Source organism: Escherichia sp. MOD1-EC6300, assembly GCF_002965045.1.
Taxonomy (GTDB): Bacteria; Pseudomonadota; Gammaproteobacteria; order Enterobacterales; family Enterobacteriaceae; genus Escherichia; species Escherichia coli_F.
Genome location: NZ_PTRH01000017.1, coordinates 71,666 through 91,379, shown reverse-complemented (window position 1 = coordinate 91,379; position 19,714 = coordinate 71,666). Strand labels below are relative to the sequence as shown.

Annotated in this window: 17 protein-coding genes, 1 rRNA gene and 1 pseudogene; 11 read left to right on the top strand and 8 right to left on the bottom strand. The window is 49.8% G+C overall.

The window, feature by feature from the left end; genetic code table 11:
- The first annotated feature begins 160 nt into the window (after window positions 1–160).
- A 5S ribosomal RNA gene (gene rrf / locus BGE37_RS20770) occupies window positions 161–276 on the top strand.
- Window positions 277–369: 93 nt separating this feature from the next.
- On the opposite strand, the gene mobB is transcribed toward rrf, so the two are convergent.
- Window positions 370–888 carry a molybdopterin-guanine dinucleotide biosynthesis protein MobB gene (gene mobB / locus BGE37_RS20765; protein ID WP_001620772.1) on the bottom strand — a complete coding sequence of 173 codons (519 nt, stop codon included), beginning with the start codon at window positions 886–888 and terminating at the stop codon, window positions 370–372.
- Entirely contained in the window at window positions 870–1,454 is a 585-nt protein-coding gene (gene mobA / locus BGE37_RS20760) for a molybdenum cofactor guanylyltransferase MobA (RefSeq protein WP_105288395.1), read from the bottom strand. The genes mobB and mobA overlap by 19 nt, the downstream gene beginning before the upstream one ends.
- A 69-nt stretch (window positions 1,455–1,523) precedes the next feature.
- Here mobA and BGE37_RS20755 point away from each other — a divergent pair, with 69 nt between their 5' ends.
- The 4 genes from BGE37_RS20755 (at window position 1,524) to BGE37_RS20740 (ending at window position 5,084) form a co-directional block, all read left to right on the top strand.
- Window positions 1,524–1,793: a YihD family protein gene (locus BGE37_RS20755; RefSeq protein ID WP_001295263.1), complete on the top strand. Its 270-nt coding sequence runs from the start codon at window positions 1,524–1,526 to the stop codon at window positions 1,791–1,793.
- A gap of 76 nt (window positions 1,794–1,869) precedes the next feature.
- Window positions 1,870–2,856: a stress response kinase SrkA gene (gene srkA / locus BGE37_RS20750; RefSeq protein ID WP_105288394.1), complete on the top strand. Its 987-nt coding sequence runs from the start codon at window positions 1,870–1,872 to the stop codon at window positions 2,854–2,856.
- Window positions 2,857–2,872: 16 nt separating this feature from the next.
- Window positions 2,873–3,499: a thiol:disulfide interchange protein DsbA gene (dsbA, locus tag BGE37_RS20745; protein WP_000725353.1), complete on the top strand. Its 627-nt coding sequence runs from the start codon at window positions 2,873–2,875 to the stop codon at window positions 3,497–3,499.
- Window positions 3,500–3,653: 154 nt separating this feature from the next.
- Window positions 3,654–5,084, top strand: a complete 1,431-nt coding sequence (locus BGE37_RS20740) for a DUF945 family protein (RefSeq protein WP_105288393.1) — start codon at window positions 3,654–3,656, stop codon at window positions 5,082–5,084.
- Window positions 5,085–5,124: 40 nt separating this feature from the next.
- Here the strand turns inward: BGE37_RS20740 and BGE37_RS20735 are convergent, their stop codons facing one another.
- A complete protein-coding gene (locus tag BGE37_RS20735) occupies window positions 5,125–6,057 on the bottom strand; it encodes an acyltransferase (RefSeq protein ID WP_024212204.1) in 933 nt (310 codons plus the stop codon).
- Between the two features lie 363 nt (window positions 6,058–6,420).
- On the opposite strand from BGE37_RS20735, the gene polA reads away from it, so the two are divergent.
- Both polA and BGE37_RS26035 read left to right on the top strand, forming a co-directional pair.
- Window positions 6,421–9,207: a DNA polymerase I gene (gene polA / locus BGE37_RS20725; RefSeq protein ID WP_105288392.1), complete on the top strand. Its 2,787-nt coding sequence runs from the start codon at window positions 6,421–6,423 to the stop codon at window positions 9,205–9,207.
- Between the two features lie 165 nt (window positions 9,208–9,372).
- Complete coding sequence (locus BGE37_RS26035) at window positions 9,373–9,420, top strand: spot 42 RNA, inhibition of DNA synthesis (RefSeq protein ID WP_071892919.1); 48 nt, start codon at window positions 9,373–9,375, stop codon at window positions 9,418–9,420.
- A gap of 137 nt (window positions 9,421–9,557) precedes the next feature.
- Here BGE37_RS26035 and yihA read toward each other — a convergent pair whose 3' ends face one another.
- The gene (yihA, locus tag BGE37_RS20715) at window positions 9,558–10,190 is read right to left on the bottom strand and encodes a ribosome biogenesis GTP-binding protein YihA/YsxC (protein WP_000183349.1); all 633 of its coding nucleotides are present in this window, start codon (window positions 10,188–10,190) and stop codon (window positions 9,558–9,560) included.
- Window positions 10,191–10,486: 296 nt separating this feature from the next.
- Between yihA and BGE37_RS20710 the strand changes: the two are divergent.
- From BGE37_RS20710 to hemN, 3 genes and pseudogenes are all read left to right on the top strand, one after another.
- Window positions 10,487–10,641: pseudogene (locus tag BGE37_RS20710) on the top strand (hypothetical protein).
- 130 nt (window positions 10,642–10,771) lie between these two features.
- Window positions 10,772–11,281 carry a Der GTPase-activating protein YihI gene (gene yihI, locus BGE37_RS20705; protein ID WP_001295266.1) on the top strand — a complete coding sequence of 170 codons (510 nt, stop codon included), beginning with the start codon at window positions 10,772–10,774 and terminating at the stop codon, window positions 11,279–11,281.
- A 188-nt stretch (window positions 11,282–11,469) separates the two neighbouring features.
- Complete coding sequence (hemN, locus tag BGE37_RS20700; protein WP_000116093.1) at window positions 11,470–12,843, top strand: oxygen-independent coproporphyrinogen III oxidase; 1,374 nt, start codon at window positions 11,470–11,472, stop codon at window positions 12,841–12,843.
- Between the two features lie 249 nt (window positions 12,844–13,092).
- Here the strand turns inward: hemN and BGE37_RS20695 are convergent, their stop codons facing one another.
- The 4 genes from BGE37_RS20695 to glnA all read right to left on the bottom strand — a co-directional run bounded on the left by BGE37_RS20695 (window position 13,093) and on the right by glnA (window position 17,369).
- Window positions 13,093–13,203 (bottom strand): YshB family small membrane protein, encoded by a 111-nt coding sequence (locus tag BGE37_RS20695; RefSeq protein ID WP_000893994.1) that lies wholly within the window; start codon window positions 13,201–13,203, stop codon window positions 13,093–13,095.
- Window positions 13,204–13,314: 111 nt separating this feature from the next.
- The gene (gene glnG, locus BGE37_RS20690) at window positions 13,315–14,724 is read right to left on the bottom strand and encodes a nitrogen regulation protein NR(I) (protein WP_105277538.1); all 1,410 of its coding nucleotides are present in this window, start codon (window positions 14,722–14,724) and stop codon (window positions 13,315–13,317) included.
- An 11-nt stretch (window positions 14,725–14,735) separates the two neighbouring features.
- Window positions 14,736–15,785 (bottom strand): nitrogen regulation protein NR(II), encoded by a 1,050-nt coding sequence (gene glnL / locus BGE37_RS20685; protein ID WP_000190577.1) that lies wholly within the window; start codon window positions 15,783–15,785, stop codon window positions 14,736–14,738.
- 174 nt (window positions 15,786–15,959) lie between these two features.
- Window positions 15,960–17,369 (bottom strand): glutamate--ammonia ligase, encoded by a 1,410-nt coding sequence (gene glnA / locus BGE37_RS20680; RefSeq protein WP_001271704.1) that lies wholly within the window; start codon window positions 17,367–17,369, stop codon window positions 15,960–15,962.
- A gap of 372 nt (window positions 17,370–17,741) precedes the next feature.
- Between glnA and typA the strand changes: the two genes are divergently transcribed.
- Window positions 17,742–19,565, top strand: coding sequence for a ribosome-dependent GTPase TypA (typA, locus tag BGE37_RS20670; protein ID WP_000570668.1), 1,824 nt, complete (start codon window positions 17,742–17,744; stop codon window positions 19,563–19,565).
- Window positions 19,566–19,714: the final 149 nt, after the last annotated feature.

Genomic DNA, 19,714 nt, shown 5'->3' with positions numbered 1-19,714 from the left:
CCGGGTGTGTAAGCGCAGCGATGCGTTGAGCTAACCGGTACTAATGAACCGTGAGGCTTAACCTTACAACGCCGAAGATGTTTTGGCGGATTGAGAGAAGATTTTCAGCCTGATACAGATTAAATCAGAACGCAGAAGCGGTCTGATGAAACAGAATTTGCCTGGCGGCCTTAGCGCGGTGGTCCCACCTGACCCCATGCCGAACTCAGAAGTGAAACGCCGTAGCGCCGATGGTAGTGTGGGGTCTCCCCATGCGAGAGTAGGGAACTGCCAGGCATCAAATTAAGCGAAAGGCCATCCTGACGGATGGCCTTTTTGCATTGGTGCAGAAAATCATGCCGGATGCGACGCTGGCGCATCTTATCCAGCCTACTTTTGCATCCACTCCACCACAAAATCAGCCAGCCCCTCAACATCATTAATATCCAGTAACGCGACATCAAGATTAAGCGGCACATCACTGGCTACAGCAATAACATGTCTGTCTATCACTAATTCTTCCGGTCGATGTCCGGCTCCATCGCGAAACAGCACAATCTTTGCGATCTCTTCATGCTTAAACCCTTCGACCAGAATCAAATCCAGCTTTGAGGTATCCATTCGACTTGCGAGAAAATGTAGATCCAGCTCTTCTTCGTCTGGTGTTTCCGTCATCAAGGCCCATCGCTGCTGGCTGGCAACGATGGTTTGTGCCGCGCCAGCCTTGCGCAGCTCATAGCTATCTTTGCCCGGTTTATCAACATCCATATCATGGTGCGTATGCTTAATCAGCCCTGGACGGATCCCTCTGGCGCATAATGCCGGGATCAGTTTTTTCAGCAGCGTAGTTTTTCCAGTGCCACTCCACGCGGCAAAGGCGAGTAACGGTATCATCGTTTTTCCTGCCATCGGGCAAGCTCCTCTGGCGTATTCACGTTAATAAATGCATTTTTATTATCGCTGAAATCAACCGCATGACCGCCAGCCAGACGCATAAATGCCATTACCCGGCGTTCTCCTGCTTGCAGATATTCCAGTAATAAAGGCTCAATTGCGCGGTTTACCAGAGCAATAGTCGGGTGATCGCGTTCACCGTCGTGGACCCACACGACAGGCGCATCTTTGCGCTGATGATTAAGCCGGGCAGCTAAATCAGGGGGAATGTAAGGCGTATCGCATGGGCAAAACAAAAACCACTCCCCCGCTTCCTGCTGCATTACTGAAAGCATTCCTGCCAGAGGGCCTGGGTAATCCGCCAGTGTATCTTCAATCACTTTCAGACCGCTTGCCTGATAGATTTCCTGATGACGATTAGCATTAACCACGACGTGAGAGAGCTGCGTCATAAGCGCGTCAGCGACATGTTGCCATAATGGTTTGCCGTTTAATTCAAGCAATCCTTTATCTACGCCGCCCATTCGTCTGGCTTTACCGCCCGCCAGCACAACGCCTGTTATCGTCGTCATCAGATTCACCGATATCGCCTCTTTTATTGTGGGATTGACCCTGCTAACGTGTCTGTCTCAAGAGTAAGGAGCATCACTATGAAATGTAAACGTCTGAATGAAGTTATTGAACTCCTCCAGCCAGCCTGGCAAAAAGAACCAGACCTTAACCTGCTGCAATTTTTGCAGAAACTGGCGAAAGAGTCAGGTTTTGACGGCGAACTGGCGGATTTGACGGATGACATTCTGATCTATCACCTGAAAATGCGTGATTCCGCGAAAGATGCGGTGATCCCGGGTTTGCAGAAAGATTATGAAGAAGATTTCAAAACGGCGCTATTACGCGCACGTGGCGTAATTAAAGAGTAAAAGCTTGTAAGCGGCGCAACCAAAATCATCGTGAAATGATATCCTTCATCATTCGTAATGTTTTCCGGATGATGGGATGAACAACAGCGCTTTTACTTTCCAGACACTACACCCGGATACCATCATGGACGCTCTGTTTGAGCATGGGATCCGGGTGGATTCCGGTCTTACCCCGCTTAACAGCTATGAAAACCGTGTCTATCAATTTCAGGACGAAGATCGTCGACGTTTTGTCGTCAAATTTTATCGCCCTGAACGTTGGACAGCCGATCAAATCTTCGAAGAACATCAATTTGCGTTGCAGCTGGTTAACGATGAAGTTCCGGTCGCAGCGCCTGTGGCCTTTAACGGTCAGACTTTATTGAATCATCAGGGATTTTATTTCGCTGTTTTTCCAAGCGTCGGTGGTCGCCAGTTCGAAGCTGATAATATCGATCAGATGGAAGCTGTTGGGCGTTATTTAGGGCGTATGCACCAGACGGGGCGCAAACAGCTTTTTATCCATCGCCCGACCATCGGTCTGAATGAATATCTCATTGAGCCACGCAAGCTGTTTGAGGACGCCACACTGATACCTTCCGGGTTGAAAGCGGCATTCCTGAAAGCGACAGATGAGCTGATCGCCGCCGTTACAGCACACTGGCGGGAAGATTTCACCGTTCTGCGGCTACATGGAGACTGCCACGCCGGGAATATCCTCTGGCGCGATGGTCCAATGTTTGTTGATCTGGATGATGCACGTAATGGTCCGGCTATTCAGGATTTGTGGATGTTGCTCAATGGCGATAAAGCTGAGCAGCGGATGCAACTGGAAACTATTATTGAGGCTTATGAAGAATTTAGCGAGTTCGATATCGCTGAAATCGGACTGATTGAACCTTTACGCGCCATGCGTTTGGTTTATTATCTTGCCTGGCTAATGCGGCGTTGGGCTGATCCCGCGTTCCCGAAAAATTTCCCGTGGTTAACCGGGGAAGATTACTGGCTGCGACAGACGGCGACTTTTATAGAACAGGCAAAAGTTCTACAAGAACCCCCTTTGCAATTAACACCTATGTATTAATCGGAGAGAGTAGATCATGAAAAAGATTTGGCTGGCGCTGGCTGGTTTAGTTTTAGCGTTTAGCGCATCGGCGGCGCAGTATGAAGATGGTAAACAGTACACCACCCTGGAAAAACCGGTTGCTGGCGCGCCGCAAGTGCTGGAGTTTTTCTCTTTCTTCTGCCCGCACTGCTATCAGTTTGAAGAAGTTCTGCATATTTCTGAGAACGTGAAGAAAAAACTGCCGGAAGGCGTGAAAATGACTAAATACCACGTCAACTTCATGGGTGGGGATCTGGGCAAAGAACTGACTCAGGCATGGGCAGTGGCGATGGCGCTGGGCGTGGAAGACAAAGTGACTGTTCCGCTGTTTGAAGGCGTACAGAAAACCCAGACCATTCGTTCTGCATCTGATATCCGCGATGTATTTATCAACGCAGGTATTAAAGGTGAAGAGTACGACGCGGCCTGGAACAGCTTCGTGGTGAAATCTCTGGTGGCTCAGCAGGAAAAAGCCGCAGCCGACGTGCAATTGCGTGGCGTTCCGGCGATGTTTGTTAACGGTAAATATCAGCTGAATCCGCAGGGTATGGATACCAGCAATATGGATGTTTTTGTTCAGCAGTATGCTGATACTGTGAAATATCTGTCCGAGAAAAAATAATTCAATGTAAATTACATAAAGCCCGTGAATATTCACGGGCTTTTTTTATTATTTAATAAATATAAATACATTCTGATAATGCGTCCTGCCGCTGGACATTATTTCAGCATAAGTGGATATTCAAAGTTTTGCTGTTTTATCAGGGAATATTTATATGATACGTAAGTCAGCTACAGGTGTTATTGTTGCGTTAGCCGTAATCTGGGGTGGTGGCACATGGTACACAGGTACGCAAATTCAGCCTGGTGTCGAAAAGTTCATTAAAGATTTTAACGATGCTAAAGAGAAAGGTGAACATGCCTACGATATGACGTTAAGTTATAAAAACTTTGACAAAGGCTTTTTTAATTCTCATTTTCAAATGCAAATGACATTTGATAACGGTGCACCCGATCTCAATATCAAGCCAGGCCAGAAAGTTGCATTTGATGTGGATGTTGAGCACGGTCCGTTGCCCATCACAATGTTAATGCGTGGTAATGTCATCCCCGCACTGGCAGCGGCAAAAGTGAACTTAGTGAATAATGAACTGACACAACCGCTATTTATCGCCGCAAAAAATAAATCGCCCGTGGAAGCGACATTGCGATTCGCGTTTGGTGGCTCATTCTCCACGACATTAGATGTTGCCCCTGCAAAATATGGAAAGTTTTCTTTTGGTGAGGGCCAGTTTACTTTTAATGGTGATGGTAGTTCATTGTCTAATCTGGATATTGAAGGCAAAGTCGAAGATCTTGTTCTGGAATTATCGCCATTGAATAAAGTAACGGCGAAAAGTTTTACCATTGATTCTCTAACGCGATTAGAAGAAAAGAAATTTCCGGTTGGCGAAAGCGAGTCGAAATTCAATCAGATTAACATTATCAATCAGGGAGAAGACGTTGCCCAAATCGATGCTTTCGTTGCAAAAACCAGGCTGGATCGCGTTAAAGACAAAGATTATATCAATGTCAATCTGACCTACGAACTTGATAAGTTAACAAAAGGAAATCAGCAACTCGGTAGTGGTGAGTGGTCCTTGATTGCGGAATCTATTGATCCCTCAGCGGTGCGCCAATTTATCATTCAGTATAACATTGCGATGCAGAAGCAGCTTGCTGCACACCCTGAGTTAGCAAACGATGAAGTTGCTCTGCAAGAAGTGAATGCTGCATTGTTCAAAGAGTATTTACCGTTATTACAAAAAAGTGAGCCGACCATTAAACAACCGGTAAGATGGAAGAACGCACTCGGCGAACTAAATGCCAATCTGGATATCAGTATTGCCGACCCAGCCAAATCCTCATCATCCACAAACAAAGATATTAAATCGCTCATTTTTGATGTGAAGTTACCGCTTAATGTCGTCACAGAAACCGCAAAACAGCTTAATTTATCTGAAGGAATGGATGCTGAAAAAGCGCAAAAGCAGGCTGATAAACAAATCAGCGGGATGATGACATTAGGTCAGATGTTTCAGTTAATCACGATTGACAACAATACCGCCTCGCTGCAACTGCGTTATACACCGGGTAAAGTTGTTTTTAACGGACAGGAAATGAGCGAAGAAGAATTTATGTCTCGTGCCGGACGTTTTGTTCATTAAAATACTCACTCGCCTCTGCTCATTCAGAGGCGAGTAAAACTTACTTATTCTGACGCTGTGATGACATCAACGACGTCAGAAGTCGGTCTTTTTCCTGCCACAGTGAGTTCAGCCATTGCTGAAAATGGCGCTTAAAGCTTTTGTCATTGATGTAGTCGCCATGTAACTCATCGGCAATAGGCTGTAAATCCACATGTACGACAATTCGCGTCAGTTTACCGCTTAACATATCGAAGAACGGCTGACGGTTATTGTCGGGATAACACAGCGTAACATTAAGCAGTTTATCGAATTGTTTACCCAGTACATTTAGCGCCATCGCAATGCCTGCCGCCTTTGGTGGCAACAAGTTTTGAAAAGTGGAGTGGGTTTGCTGATGTTTTTCTTGCGTGAAACGGGAGCCTTCAACGAAATTGACAATGGTGGTGGGGTGCAGGCGAAACTTTTCACAAGAACGCCGTGTGGTTTCAACATCTTTACCACGTCTCTCCGGATGACGTAATAAATAAGCGCGGGAATAACGCTTCATAAACGGCATATCCAGCGCCCAGCATGCCAGGCCAAGAAATGGCACCCAGGCAAGCTGCTGCTTGAGGAAATATTTATTCATCGGAATGTGCTTACGAAACAGCACGCACAGTACGACAATATCTGCCCAACTACGGTGGTTACAAATAAGCAGATACCAGTTCTTCTTACTTAACCCTTCCAGCCCGTGAACTTCCCATTGCAGGTGTGGGTTCAGATGCAGTAATACCGCCAGACTTTCACACCAGCAATACATCATAAAATCACAAAAACGCGAAACCTTTCGCCAAATGACTGGCACAGGTAGCAATAGTTTTACAATCCCGGCAATGATGATCGGGACGGAGCAAAAAATAGTGACCAAAATGGTCAATACGATACTCAGCAAAAGGGTTATCGCAGCGAGTATTCTCGTCATAATGAATTTATTCAAAAGGTTAGCCATAGACAGTGCGCTAAAGAAGCGCAAGGCGCCGATTTTAGCAGAAAACGCCCCAAATAACGGATGATCCTTAAGGAGAAAAATAATTCATATCTATCCACATTAGAAAAAATCCCATTATCACAATTATTAGGGATGGCTTTATATTTAACTGTATGAAAAGCAAAGACAAACATCATGCTGTAAAAAGCATGATAATAAATTAAAAGCGATGTAAATAATTTATGCACAAAGTTATCCACATGACGATTTGCGAGCGATCCAGAAGATCTACAAAAGATTTTCACGAAAAGCGGTGAAAAACTCATGTTTTCATCCTGTCTGTGGCATCCTTTACCCATAATCTGATAAACAGGCACGGACATTATGGTTCAGATCCCCCAAAATCCACTTATCCTTGTAGATGGTTCATCTTATCTTTATCGCGCCTATCACGCGTTTCCCCCGCTGACTAACAGCGCAGGCGAGCCGACCGGTGCGATGTATGGTGTCCTCAACATGCTGCGCAGTCTAATCATGCAATATAAACCGACGCATGCAGCGGTGGTCTTTGACGCCAAGGGAAAAACCTTTCGTGATGAACTGTTTGAACATTACAAATCACATCGTCCGCCAATGCCGGACGATCTGCGAGCACAAATCGAACCTCTGCACGCGATGGTTAAAGCGATGGGACTGCCGCTGCTGGCGGTTTCTGGCGTAGAAGCGGACGACGTTATCGGTACTCTGGCGCGCGAAGCCGAAAAAGCCGGGCGTCCGGTGCTGATAAGCACAGGCGATAAAGATATGGCGCAGCTGGTGACGCCAAATATTACGCTTATCAATACCATGACGAATACCATCCTCGGACCGGAAGAGGTGGTGAATAAGTACGGCGTGCCGCCAGAACTGATCATCGACTTCCTGGCGCTGATGGGTGACTCCTCTGATAACATCCCTGGCGTACCGGGCGTCGGTGAAAAAACCGCGCAAGCATTGCTACAAGGTCTTGGCGGACTGGATACGCTGTATGCCGAGCCAGAAAAAATTGCTGGGTTGAGCTTCCGTGGCGCGAAAACAATGGCGGCGAAGCTCGAGCAAAACAAAGAAGTGGCTTATCTCTCTTACCAGCTGGCGACGATTAAAACCGACGTTGAACTGGAGCTTACCTGTGAACAACTAGAAGTGCAGCAACCGGCGGCGGAAGAGTTGTTGGGGCTGTTCAAAAAGTATGAGTTCAAACGCTGGACTGCTGATGTCGAAGCGGGCAAATGGTTACAGGCCAAAGGGGCAAAACCAGCCGCGAAGCCGCAGGAAACCAGTGTTGCAGACGAAGCGCCAGAAGTGACGGCAACGGTGATTTCTTATGACAACTACGTCACCATCCTTGATGAAGAAACACTGAAAGCGTGGATTGCGAAGCTGGAAAAATCGCCGGTATTTGCATTTGATACCGAAACCGACAGCCTTGATAACATCTCTGCTAACCTGGTCGGGCTTTCTTTTGCTATCGAGCCAGGCGTAGCGGCATATATTCCGGTTGCTCATGATTATCTTGATGCGCCCGATCAAATCTCTCGCGAGCGTGCACTCGAGTTGCTAAAACCGCTGCTGGAAGATGAAAAGGCGCTGAAGGTCGGGCAAAACCTGAAATACGATCGCGGTATTCTGGCGAACTACGGCATTGAGCTGCGTGGGATTGCGTTTGATACCATGCTGGAGTCCTACATTCTCAATAGCGTTGCCGGGCGTCACGATATGGACAGCCTCGCGGAACGTTGGTTGAAGCACAAAACCATCACTTTTGAAGAGATTGCGGGTAAAGGCAAAAATCAACTGACCTTTAACCAGATTGCCCTCGAAGAGGCCGGACGTTACGCCGCCGAAGATGCAGATGTCACCTTGCAGTTGCATCTGAAAATGTGGCCGGATCTGCAAAAACACAAAGGGCCGTTGAACGTCTTCGAGAACATCGAAATGCCGCTGGTGCCGGTGCTTTCACGCATTGAACGTAACGGTGTGAAGATCGATCCGAAAGTGCTTCATAATCATTCTGAAGAGCTCACTCTACGTCTGGCTGAGCTGGAAAAGAAAGCGCATGAAATTGCAGGTGAAGAATTTAACCTTTCTTCCACCAAGCAGTTACAAACCATTCTGTTTGAAAAACAGGGCATTAAACCGCTGAAGAAAACGCCGGGTGGTGCGCCGTCAACGTCGGAAGAGGTACTGGAAGAACTGGCGCTGGACTATCCGTTGCCAAAAGTGATTCTGGAGTATCGTGGTCTGGCGAAGCTGAAATCGACCTACACCGACAAGCTGCCGCTGATGATCAACCCGAAAACCGGGCGTGTACATACCTCTTATCACCAGGCAGTAACCGCTACGGGACGTTTATCGTCAACCGATCCTAACCTGCAAAACATTCCGGTGCGTAACGAAGAAGGTCGTCGTATCCGCCAGGCGTTTATTGCGCCAGAGGATTATGTGATTGTCTCGGCGGACTACTCGCAGATTGAACTGCGCATTATGGCGCATCTCTCGCGTGACAAAGGCTTGCTGACCGCATTCGCGGAAGGAAAAGATATCCACCGGGCTACGGCGGCAGAAGTGTTTGGTTTGCCACTGGAAACCGTCACCAGCGAGCAACGTCGTAGCGCGAAAGCGATCAACTTTGGTCTGATTTATGGCATGAGTGCTTTCGGTCTGGCGCGACAATTGAACATTCCACGTAAAGAAGCGCAGAAGTACATGGACCTTTACTTCGAACGCTACCCAGGCGTGCTGGAGTATATGGAGCGCACCCGTGCGCAGGCGAAAGAACAGGGCTACGTTGAAACGCTGGACGGACGCCGTCTGTATCTGCCGGATATCAAATCCAGCAATGGTGCTCGTCGTGCAGCGGCTGAACGTGCAGCCATTAACGCGCCAATGCAGGGAACCGCCGCCGACATTATCAAACGAGCGATGATTGCCGTTGATGCGTGGTTACAAGCTGAGCAACCGCGTGTGCGTATGATTATGCAGGTACACGATGAACTGGTATTTGAAGTTCATAAAGATGATGTCGATGCCGTCGCGAAACAGATTCATCAACTGATGGAAAACTGTACCCGTCTGGATGTGCCGCTGCTGGTGGAAGTGGGGAGTGGCGAAAACTGGGATCAGGCGCACTAAGATTCGCCTGAACATGCCCTTTTTTCGTAAGTAAGCAACATAAGCTGTCACGTTTTGTGATGGCTATTAGAAATTCCTATGCAACAACTGAAAAAAAATTACAAAAAATGCTTTCTGAACTGAACAAAAAAGAGTAAAGTTAGTCGCGTAGGGTACAGAGGTAAGATGTTCTATCTTTCAGACCTTTTACTTCACGTAATCGGATTTGGCTGAATATTTTAGCCGCCCCAGTCAGTAATGACTGGGGCGTTTTTTATTGGGCGAAAGAAAAGATCGTAATGCCTGATGCTTCTCAGGCCTATGCCAGAGCCGGATACGCCACATCCGGCACAAGCATTAAGGCAAGAAAATTATTCGCCGTCCTGCGTTTCTTCTACAGGCTGCATCTCGCTAAACCAGGTATCCAGTTTCTGCCGCAGCTTGTCCACGCCTTGCTTCTTCAGCGAAGAGAACGTTTCAACCTGCACATCACCGTTAAACGCCAGCACCGCTTCACGCACCATATTCAATTGCGCTTTACGTGCGCCGCTTGCCAGTTTGTCCGCTTTGGTCAGCAGCACCAGCACGGCGATATTGCTGTCTACCGCCCACTCAATCATCTGCTGATCCAAATCTTTCAGCGGATGGCGAATATCCATGAGTACCACCAGGCCTTGCAGGCTCTGACGTTTTTCGAGGTACTCGCCGAGCGCGCGCTGCCATTTGCGCTTCATCTCTTCCGGGACTTCCGCGTAGCCATAGCCGGGCAGGTCAACCAGACGCTTGCCGTCAGCCACTTCAAACAGGTTGATAAGCTGGGTGCGCCCTGGGGTTTTTGAGGTCCGCGCCAGGCTTTTCTGGTTAGTCAGCGTGTTCAGCGCGCTGGATTTACCTGCGTTGGAACGGCCTGCAAAAGCCACTTCAATTCCGGTATCGGAAGGTAGGTGGCGAATATCAGGCGCACTCATCACAAAATGCGTCTGTTGATAATTCAAATTAGTCAAAGCGGTCGTCTCCGTCAGTCAAAGCTTTGCGGCGATTATACCTGAACCATAATAAAAGGCGGATTTTTCGGCGTGAGCGTTGTAAGTAAAAGCCATACGCTTTGTGAGACATTGCCGATAGTCTTTATGCGAAATAGCAGAGAAAATTCTGCGATGCATGTCAAATAAGCTATATAAATCAGTTAATTGCTTTTATATAAAACTCTGAAAATGTGCAAATACTGATGGCGGTTGATTGTTTGTTTAAAGCAAAGGCGTAAAGTAGCACCCATAGAGCGAGGACGCTAACAGGAACAATGACTCAGGATGAGGGTCAGGAGCGCCAGGAGGCGAAGACAGAGGATTGTCAGGAAGACAAACGTCCGGAGACGTAATTAAACGGAAATGGAATCAACACGGATTGTTCCGGCTAATGGAAAAACAGGGTGTGTTGGCGGCCTGCAGGGATTGAAAGACCCGTTAAGGGTTATGAGTCAGGAAAAAAGGCGACAGAGTAATCTGTCGCCTTTTTTCTTTGCTTGCTTTCTGTTAGATTCCGCCGCAAATCTATACTGAATAAAACGGCTAAAAGACGAACCATTATGAAACCATCATCTTCAAACTCACGCAGCAAAGGTCATGCAAAAGCGCGTCGAAAAACACGCGAGGAGCTGGATCAGGAAGCTCGTGACCGTAAGCGTCAGAAAAAACGTCGTGGTCATGCGCCGGGCAGCCGCGCAGCGGGCGGTAACACCACGTCAGGCAGCAAAGGCCAGAACGCACCGAAAGATCCACGTATTGGCAGTAAAACCCCTATTCCATTGGGCGTGACTGAAAAAGTCACCAAACAGCACAAACCGAAGAGTGAGAAACCTATGCTTTCACCGCAGGCGGAGTTGGAGTTACTGGAAACGGATGAGCGTCTGGATGCGCTGCTGGAACGTCTGGAGGCAGGCGAAACCCTGAGCGCCGAAGAGCAATCCTGGGTGGATGCCAAACTGGATCGTATTGATGAGTTGATGCAGAAACTCGGCCTCTCTTATGACGATGACGAAGAAGAGGAAGAAGACGAGAAGCAAGAAGACATGATGCGTCTGCTGCGGGGCAACTAACGGATTGCCGCCGTGGGCCTTCCCGTTCTGCTGATAACCCTTCCGGTTATATGTTATCTGGTGTGGTTATTCGTTAAACTACAGCGGTTGTCGCGGCGACAAAAGTGGCTGCGCAACCGGCTGATGACCCGAAACGGGCATTCGCCGGTACGCCGTAGCCGCCAGAGACGCCATCGGAAGGAGTGAGCATGTCTGTACAGCAAATCGACTGGGATCTGGCCCTGATCCAGAAATATAACTATTCCGGGCCACGATACACCTCGTACCCGACCGCGCTGGAGTTTTCAGAAGACTTCGGCGAACAGGCGTTTTTACAAGCCGTGGCGCGCTATCCTGAGCGTCCATTATCTCTCTACGTACATATCCCGTTCTGCCATAAGCTTTGTTACTTCTGCGGTTGCAATAAGATTGTTACTCGCCAGCAGCACAAGGCCGATCAGTATCTGGACGCGCTGGAGCAAGAAATCGTCCATCGTGCACCGCTGTTCGCCGGGCGTCACGTCAGCCAATTGCACTGGGGCGGTGGTACGCCGACGTATCTGAACAAAGCGCAAATCAGCCGACTGATGAAGTTGCTGCGCGAAAACTTCCAGTTCAATGCCGATGCGGAGATTTCGATCGAAGTCGATCCGCGGGAAATCGAACTGGATGTACTCGATCATTTACGCGCCGAAGGCTTTAATCGCCTGAGCATGGGCGTGCAGGACTTCAACAAAGAAGTGCAACGTCTGGTTAACCGCGAGCAGGATGAAGAGTTCATCTTTGCACTGCTTAACCATGCGCGTGAGATTGGCTTTACTTCCACCAACATCGACCTGATTTACGGCCTGCCGAAACAGACGCCGGAGAGTTTCGCCTTTACCCTGAAACGCGTGGCGGAACTTAACCCCGATCGCCTGAGTGTCTTTAACTACGCGCATTTGCCGACCATTTTTGCTGCTCAGCGTAAAATCAAAGATGCTGACCTGCCGAGTCCGCAGCAAAAACTCGATATCCTGCAGGAAACCATCGCCTTCCTGACACAATCGGGCTATCAGTTTATCGGTATGGATCACTTTGCTCGCCCGGATGATGAGCTGGCGGTGGCCCAACGTGAAGGCGTGCTTCATCGTAACTTCCAGGGCTACACCACTCAGGGCGATACCGATCTGCTGGGGATGGGCGTTTCAGCCATTAGCATGATTGGCGACTGCTACGCGCAGAATCAGAAAGAGTTGAAGCAGTACTATCAGCAAGTGGATGAACAAGGCAATGCGCTGTGGCGTGGTATTGCGCTAACGCGTGATGACTGTATTCGTCGCGATGTGATTAAGTCGCTCATCTGCAACTTCCGTCTGGATTATGCCCCCATTGAGCAACAGTGGGATTTGCACTTCGCTGACTACTTTGCAGAAGATCTCAAGCTGCTTGCCCCGTTAGCAAAAGATGGGCTGGTGGATGTGGATGAGAAGGGGATTCAGGTAACGGCGAAAGGTCGCCTGCTGATCCGCAACATTTGCATGTGCTTTGATACCTATCTGCGCCAGAAAGCGCGGATGCAGCAGTTCTCACGAGTGATTTAAATGGTGAATGGCGCTTCGTTTACAAAGTAGAAAACGAAAGCGCCATCAATGTGCTGAGAACAAGATTGCCTGATGCGCTGGTTAAGAAAACCTGTTGAAATTATTGCTTTTGTAGGCCGGATAAGGCGTTTACGCTGCATCCGGCATCCGGCATCCGGCATCCGGCATCTGAGCATGATGCCTGATGCGACGCTGGTCGCGTCTTATCAGGCCTACGACTTTCTCCGCATCCGGCATAAACAACGAGCTTCAGCTAAACAGCCCAATCATCGCAGCACACAGCACGGCAGCAACGGCAGTTTGCGGTGTGTGGCTGTCAACTGCGCCACTCGATACCAGATTAATTATTGATTCCAGCATAATGACTCTCCCCGTTTTCCGGGCAAGATCATACTGAACTTATCGGAACAGTAAAGCGCAAAATACCAGCAATTTGCGCTCAATAATCAATCTTTACACACAAGCTGTGAATCACTCCATCCCCAGCTCTTTTAACTTCCGCGTCAGGGTGTTACGCCCCCAGCCAAGTAGCCGCGCAGCTTCCTGTTTATGCCCCTGCGTATGTCGCAACGCGGTCGTCAGTAACGTCCGCTCAAGCTCAGGCTGCGCTTCGGAAAGCAAATTTTGATGACCGGAACGCAGCGCTCTGTCTGCCCACTGCGCTAACAGCGTTGCCCAACTGTCCGGTTGCATTTGCGGAGTACTCTCCGCAACCGTTGATTCAAACAGTTCGCCAGGCAAATCCTGAATCAACACTTCCTGCCCGGCGGCCATCACCGTTAACCAACGGCAGGTGTTTTCCAGCTGGCGCACGTTACCCGGCCATGCCAGACGCGTCAGCGCGGCTTCGGTTTCCGGATGCAGCAACTTCGCTTCTACGCCCAGTTCGCGCGCGGCAACCTGTAAAAAATGGCGTGCCAGACGGGGAATATCTTCCCGACGCTCACGCAGCGGCGGCAGATGAACGCGGATAACGTTCAGGCGGTGGAACAAATCCTCACGGAACTTGCCTTCCTGTACCCGCTGTTCGAGATTCTGATGGGTCGCAGCGATAATCCGCACATCCACTTTCACCGGCGCATAGCCGCCAACGCGATAAAACTGACCGTCTGCCAGCACGCGCAGCAAACGCGTCTGTACATCGAGCGGCATATCGCCAATTTCATCGAGGAATAACGTGCCGCCATCGGCCTGTTCAAAACGCCCCTGACGAATGGTATTCGCGCCGGTAAACGCGCCTTTCTCGTGACCGAACAGTTCTGATTCGATCAAATCCTTCGGGATAGCCGCCATATTCAGCGCGATAAACGGCGCTTTGGCTCGAGGACTGTGGCGATGCAGGGCATGAGCGACCAGTTCTTTACCGGTGCCGGATTCGCCGTTAATCAGCACGCTAATAGAAGAACGTGAAAGCCGACCGATAATCCGGAACACGTCCTGCATGGCTGGCGCTTCGCCGATGATATCGGTCGTCGGGCCGTTAAGCTGAACATTACGCGGTTGCTGCTGTTCCTGATAATGGCTGATGGCGCGCTCAACCAGCGCCACGGCTTCGTCGATATCAAACGGTTTGGGCAGATAATCAAACGCCCCTTGTTGATAGGCGCTGACGGCAGCATCCAGATCGGAATGTGCGGTCATAATGATGACCGGAAGCATCGGATGGCGCTGTTTAATCTGCTTGAGCAGCGCAAGCCCGTCCATTCCCGGCATACGGATATCTGAAAGCAGTACATCCGGTGTTTTGCTCGCCAGCGCCTCCAGCACTTCCGCGCCGTTCTCAAACGTCGTACAGGTTAAACCTGCTCCAGCGAGCGCACGTTCAAGCACCCAACGGATGGAACTATCGTCATCGACTACCCAGACTATCCCTCGTTGCATAAACGTCACCTTTATTTCCTGATAGGCAGGTAAACCGAGAACTCGGTATGACCTGGCCAACTGGTAAATTCAATTTTGCCTGAATGCTGATCAATCAAATTACGGGCGATGGATAAGCCAAGCCCGGTGCCACCTTCGCGGCCGCTGACCATCGGGTAAAACAGCGTATCCTGCAAATGAGGCGGAATGCCTGGCCCGTTATCTTCCACATCAATCCGCGCCGCCAGCCGATAGCGCTCGCCGTGTAAGGTCAGTTGAAACGCGGTGCGGGTACGCAGAATGATTTCACCACCTTCCGGCCCCAGTGCCTGTAGCGCATTGCGCACAATATTCAGCAATACCTGTTCAATTTGATCCGGGTCGTGCGCCAGTTCCGGCAGGCTGGGGTCGTAATCACGAATCAACCGCACGTTGTCCGGCAGTTCCATCGACACCAGCGTCACCACGCGTTCAGCCACTTTGTGAATACTTTCGGTAACGCGCGTACCGGGCAGTTGCGGCCCCAACAGACGGTCGACCAGATTTCGCAACCGATCCGCCTGTTCAATAATCACTTTGGTATATTCCAGCAGTGACGGGTCAGGTAATGCTTTGCTGAGCAACTGGGCCGCGCCACGTAAACCGCCAAGCGGATTTTTAATCTCATGCGCCAGGCCGCGCACTAAATCACGGGCAGCAACCTGCTGGGCGTGCTGTAGCTGTTCCTGACTTAAGCGGCGCTGGTTATCCATCGGTGCCATCTCCAGCAGGATCATGCCGTCCGGCATACGCTGGGCCGTCACAGAAAGGATATGCGAGCGACCGTCGATCACCAGCGTCACTTCGTTATCGGTAAAACCTTGCCCCGCCTCCAGACTTTCTTGCATCAGCTCGATATTTAATGAGAAGTAGCTCAACAGTTCCGGTAACGGCGTACCAAACAATTTGCGGGAGCTTTGGGCGAGTAGTTGTTGCGCGGCGGGGTTGGCGTAATGGATTGCCAGGTTGTCATCAATTAACAAAATACTGTTAATCAGTGAGTTGAGGATCTGCCCAGCATCGGGCTGCGTGCCTGTTGCCATAAAGCAGTCTCCTGAACAGGTTGCACCATTTTAGTGCATTATAGCTTTTTACGGATAAAAAGCGCGAAGCATCAAAGAAGTTACGGAGAAAAAAGCCCATGCAGAGATGGGCTGAAAGTTTCCACGGCAACTAAATCCCGGCCTTCTTTGCACCGGGTAGTACAACTTCAACTATTAGACGCTGTAGTACAGCTCAAACTCTACCGGATGCGGAGTCATACGCACGCGGTCATTTTCTTCGCGACGCAGAGCGATGTACGCATCAATGGCTTCGTCAGTGAACACGCCACCGGCTTTCAGGAACTCGCGGTCCAGATCCAGTTCGTTCAGTGCTTCTTCCAGAGAGCCTGCAACCTGTGGGATCTCTTTCGCTTCTTCTGGCGGCAGGTCATACAGGTTTTTGTCCATGGCTTCGCCTGGGTGGATCTTGTTCTTGATACCATCAAGACCGGCCATCAGCAGGGCAGCAAAGCACAGGTACGGGTTAGCCGCTGGGTCCGGGAAACGGACTTCGATACGACGTGCTTTCGGAGAAGAAACCACTGGAATACGGATAGACGCAGAACGGTTGCGTGCAGAGTAAGCCAGCATTACCGGTGCTTCGTAGCCCGGGACCAGACGCTTGTAAGAGTTGGTGGTCGGGTTTGCCAGGGCGTTAATTGCTTTAGCGTGTTTGATTACGCCGCCAATGTAGTACAACGCCTGCTCAGACAGACCTGCATATTTGTCGCCAGCGAACAGGTTGACGCCGTTTTTAGACAGTGACATGTGGCAGTGCATACCGGAGCCGTTATCACCGAACATCGGTTTTGGCATAAAGGTCGCGGTTTTACCGAAGCGGTGTGCAACGTTGTGCACAACATATTTGTAGATCTGAATTTCGTCAGCTTTTTTGGTCATGGTATTGAAGCGGGTAGCCACTTCGTTCTGACCAGCAGTCGCTACTTCGTGGTGATGGGCTTCAACAACCAGACCCATCTGTTCCATCACCAGACACATTTCAGAACGGATATCCTGAGCAGAGTCTACCGGCGGAACCGGGAAGTAACCGCCTTTCACTGCCGGACGGTGACCTTTGTTACCACCTTCATATTTGGTGGAGGAGTTCCATGCACCTTCGATATCGTCGATGGCAACATGAGAACCGGAGATAGACGCGCCGAAACGGATGTCATCGAACAGGAAGAATTCAGGTTCTGGCCCGAACAGTACGGTGTCGGCAATGCCAGTAGAACGCAGGTAATCTTCAGCGCGCTTCGCGATGGAACGCGGGTCACGGTCATAGCCTTGCAGGGTGCCTGGTTCAAGGATATCGCAACGGATAATCAGGGTAGAGTCCGCGAAGAACGGGTCAATCACTGCGGTGGATGCGTCTGGCATCAGCACCATGTCGGATTCGTTAATGCCTTTCCAGCCGCCAATCGAGGAGCCGTCAAACATTTTGCCTTCTTCGAAGAATTCAGCATTCACCTGATGAGCAGGGATAGTGACGTGCTGTTCTTTACCTTTGGTGTCGGTGAAGCGCAAATCAACAAACTTCACTTCGTGCTCGTTCAGCATCGTCAGTACGTGTTCAGCGGACATACTTTAACTCTCCTGGATTGGTCATGGTCGTCGTGGTAACGAAATCTGCAATTATTTTGGCCGTGTCGCCGTAAAAAAGATAAAGCGAAATCTGTGCCAACTTTTAAATTGCCCCTAAAAGGCGTTATCATGCGCACCATCGTGCAAAAGGGCTGCACCACGATGTTAATGTTGCACCAATATAGTGCTTCAATGGAAACATTAAGCACCATATTGGTGCAATGACCTTTGGATAACCCTTTTTATGCTCCGTGAAAGCGATCACAAAGGGACTCTGCAATACTTGTTTGCGGAGGATGTTTGTGATCCTGTTTTGTAGTGCGATTAATCCGTGTACAATAACGCGCTATTTCTAATGCCTGAGGCAAAGTTGTGATCGAAAAATTGCGTAATATCGCCATCATCGCGCACGTAGACCATGGTAAAACCACCCTGGTAGACAAGCTGCTCCAACAATCCGGTACGTTCGACTCTCGTGCCGAAACCCAAGAGCGCGTGATGGACTCCAACGATTTGGAGAAAGAGCGTGGGATTACCATCCTCGCGAAAAACACCGCTATCAAATGGAATGATTACCGTATCAACATCGTTGATACCCCGGGGCACGCCGACTTCGGTGGTGAAGTTGAACGTGTAATGTCCATGGTAGACTCAGTGCTGCTGGTGGTTGACGCATTTGACGGCCCGATGCCGCAAACGCGCTTCGTAACCAAAAAAGCGTTTGCTTACGGCCTGAAGCCAATTGTTGTTATCAACAAAGTTGACCGCCCTGGCGCGCGTCCTGACTGGGTTGTGGATCAGGTATTCGACCTGTTCGTTAACCTCGACGCGACTGACGAGCAGCTGGACTTCCCGATCGTTTACGCTTCTGCGCTGAACGGTATCGCGGGTCTGGACCACGAAGATATGGCAGAAGACATGACCCCGCTGTATCAGGCAATTGTTGACCACGTTCCTGCGCCGGACGTTGACCTTGACGGTCCGTTCCAGATGCAGATTTCTCAGCTCGATTACAACAGCTATGTTGGCGTTATCGGCATTGGCCGCATCAAGCGCGGTAAAGTGAAGCCGAACCAGCAAGTTACTATCATCGATAGCGAAGGCAAAACCCGCAACGCGAAAGTCGGTAAAGTGCTGGGCCACCTCGGTCTGGAACGTATCGAAACCGATCTGGCGGAAGCTGGCGATATCGTGGCGATCACGGGCCTGGGCGAACTGAACATTTCTGACACCGTTTGCGACACGCAAAACGTTGAAGCGCTGCCGGCACTCTCCGTTGATGAGCCGACCGTTTCTATGTTCTTCTGCGTTAACACCTCACCGTTCTGCGGTAAAGAAGGTAAGTTCGTAACGTCTCGTCAGATCCTGGATCGTCTGAACAAAGAACTGGTACACAACGTTGCGCTGCGCGTAGAAGAAACCGAAGATGCCGATGCGTTCCGCGTTTCTGGCCGTGGCGAACTGCACTTGTCTGTTCTGATCGAAAACATGCGTCGTGAAGGTTTCGAACTGGCGGTATCCCGTCCGAAAGTTATCTTCCGTGAAATTGACGGTCGTAAACAAGAGCCGTATGAAAACGTGACTCTGGACGTTGAAGAACAGCATCAGGGTTCTGTAATGCAGGCGCTGGGCGAACGTAAAGGCGACCTGAAAAACATGAATCCAGACGGTAAAGGCCGCGTACGTCTCGACTACGTGATCCCAAGCCGTGGTCTGATTGGCTTCCGTTCTGAGTTCATGACCATGACTTCCGGTACTGGTCTGCTGTACTCCACCTTCAGCCACTACGACGACGTACGTCCGGGCGAAGTGGGTCAGCGTCAGAATGGCGTACTGATCTCTAACGGTCAGGGTAAAGCGGTCGCGTTCGCGCTGTTCGGTCTGCAGGATCGCGGTAAGCTGTTCCTCGGTCACGGTGCAGAAGTTTACGAAGGTCAGATTATCGGTATTCACAGCCGTTCTAACGACCTGACTGTAAACTGTCTGACCGGTAAGAAACTGACCAACATGCGTGCTTCCGGTACTGACGAAGCCGTTGTTCTGGTTCCGCCTATCCGCATGACTCTGGAACAAGCTCTGGAGTTCATCGATGATGACGAACTGGTAGAAGTGACTCCGACCTCTATCCGTATTCGTAAACGTCACCTGACGGAAAACGATCGTCGTCGCGCCAACCGCGCACCGAAAGACGATTAATTTCGTTTTTTAGTCATAAAAAACCTGCCAGTGATGGCAGGTTTTTTTTTGCCTGTCGTAAGTTCTCACCAGTGCGAGTATCTCCCTTATAAGTTTGTGGTTACGTCAATAGAGAGCTTTGTCACAATTATCTGCAAAGTCATACGCTG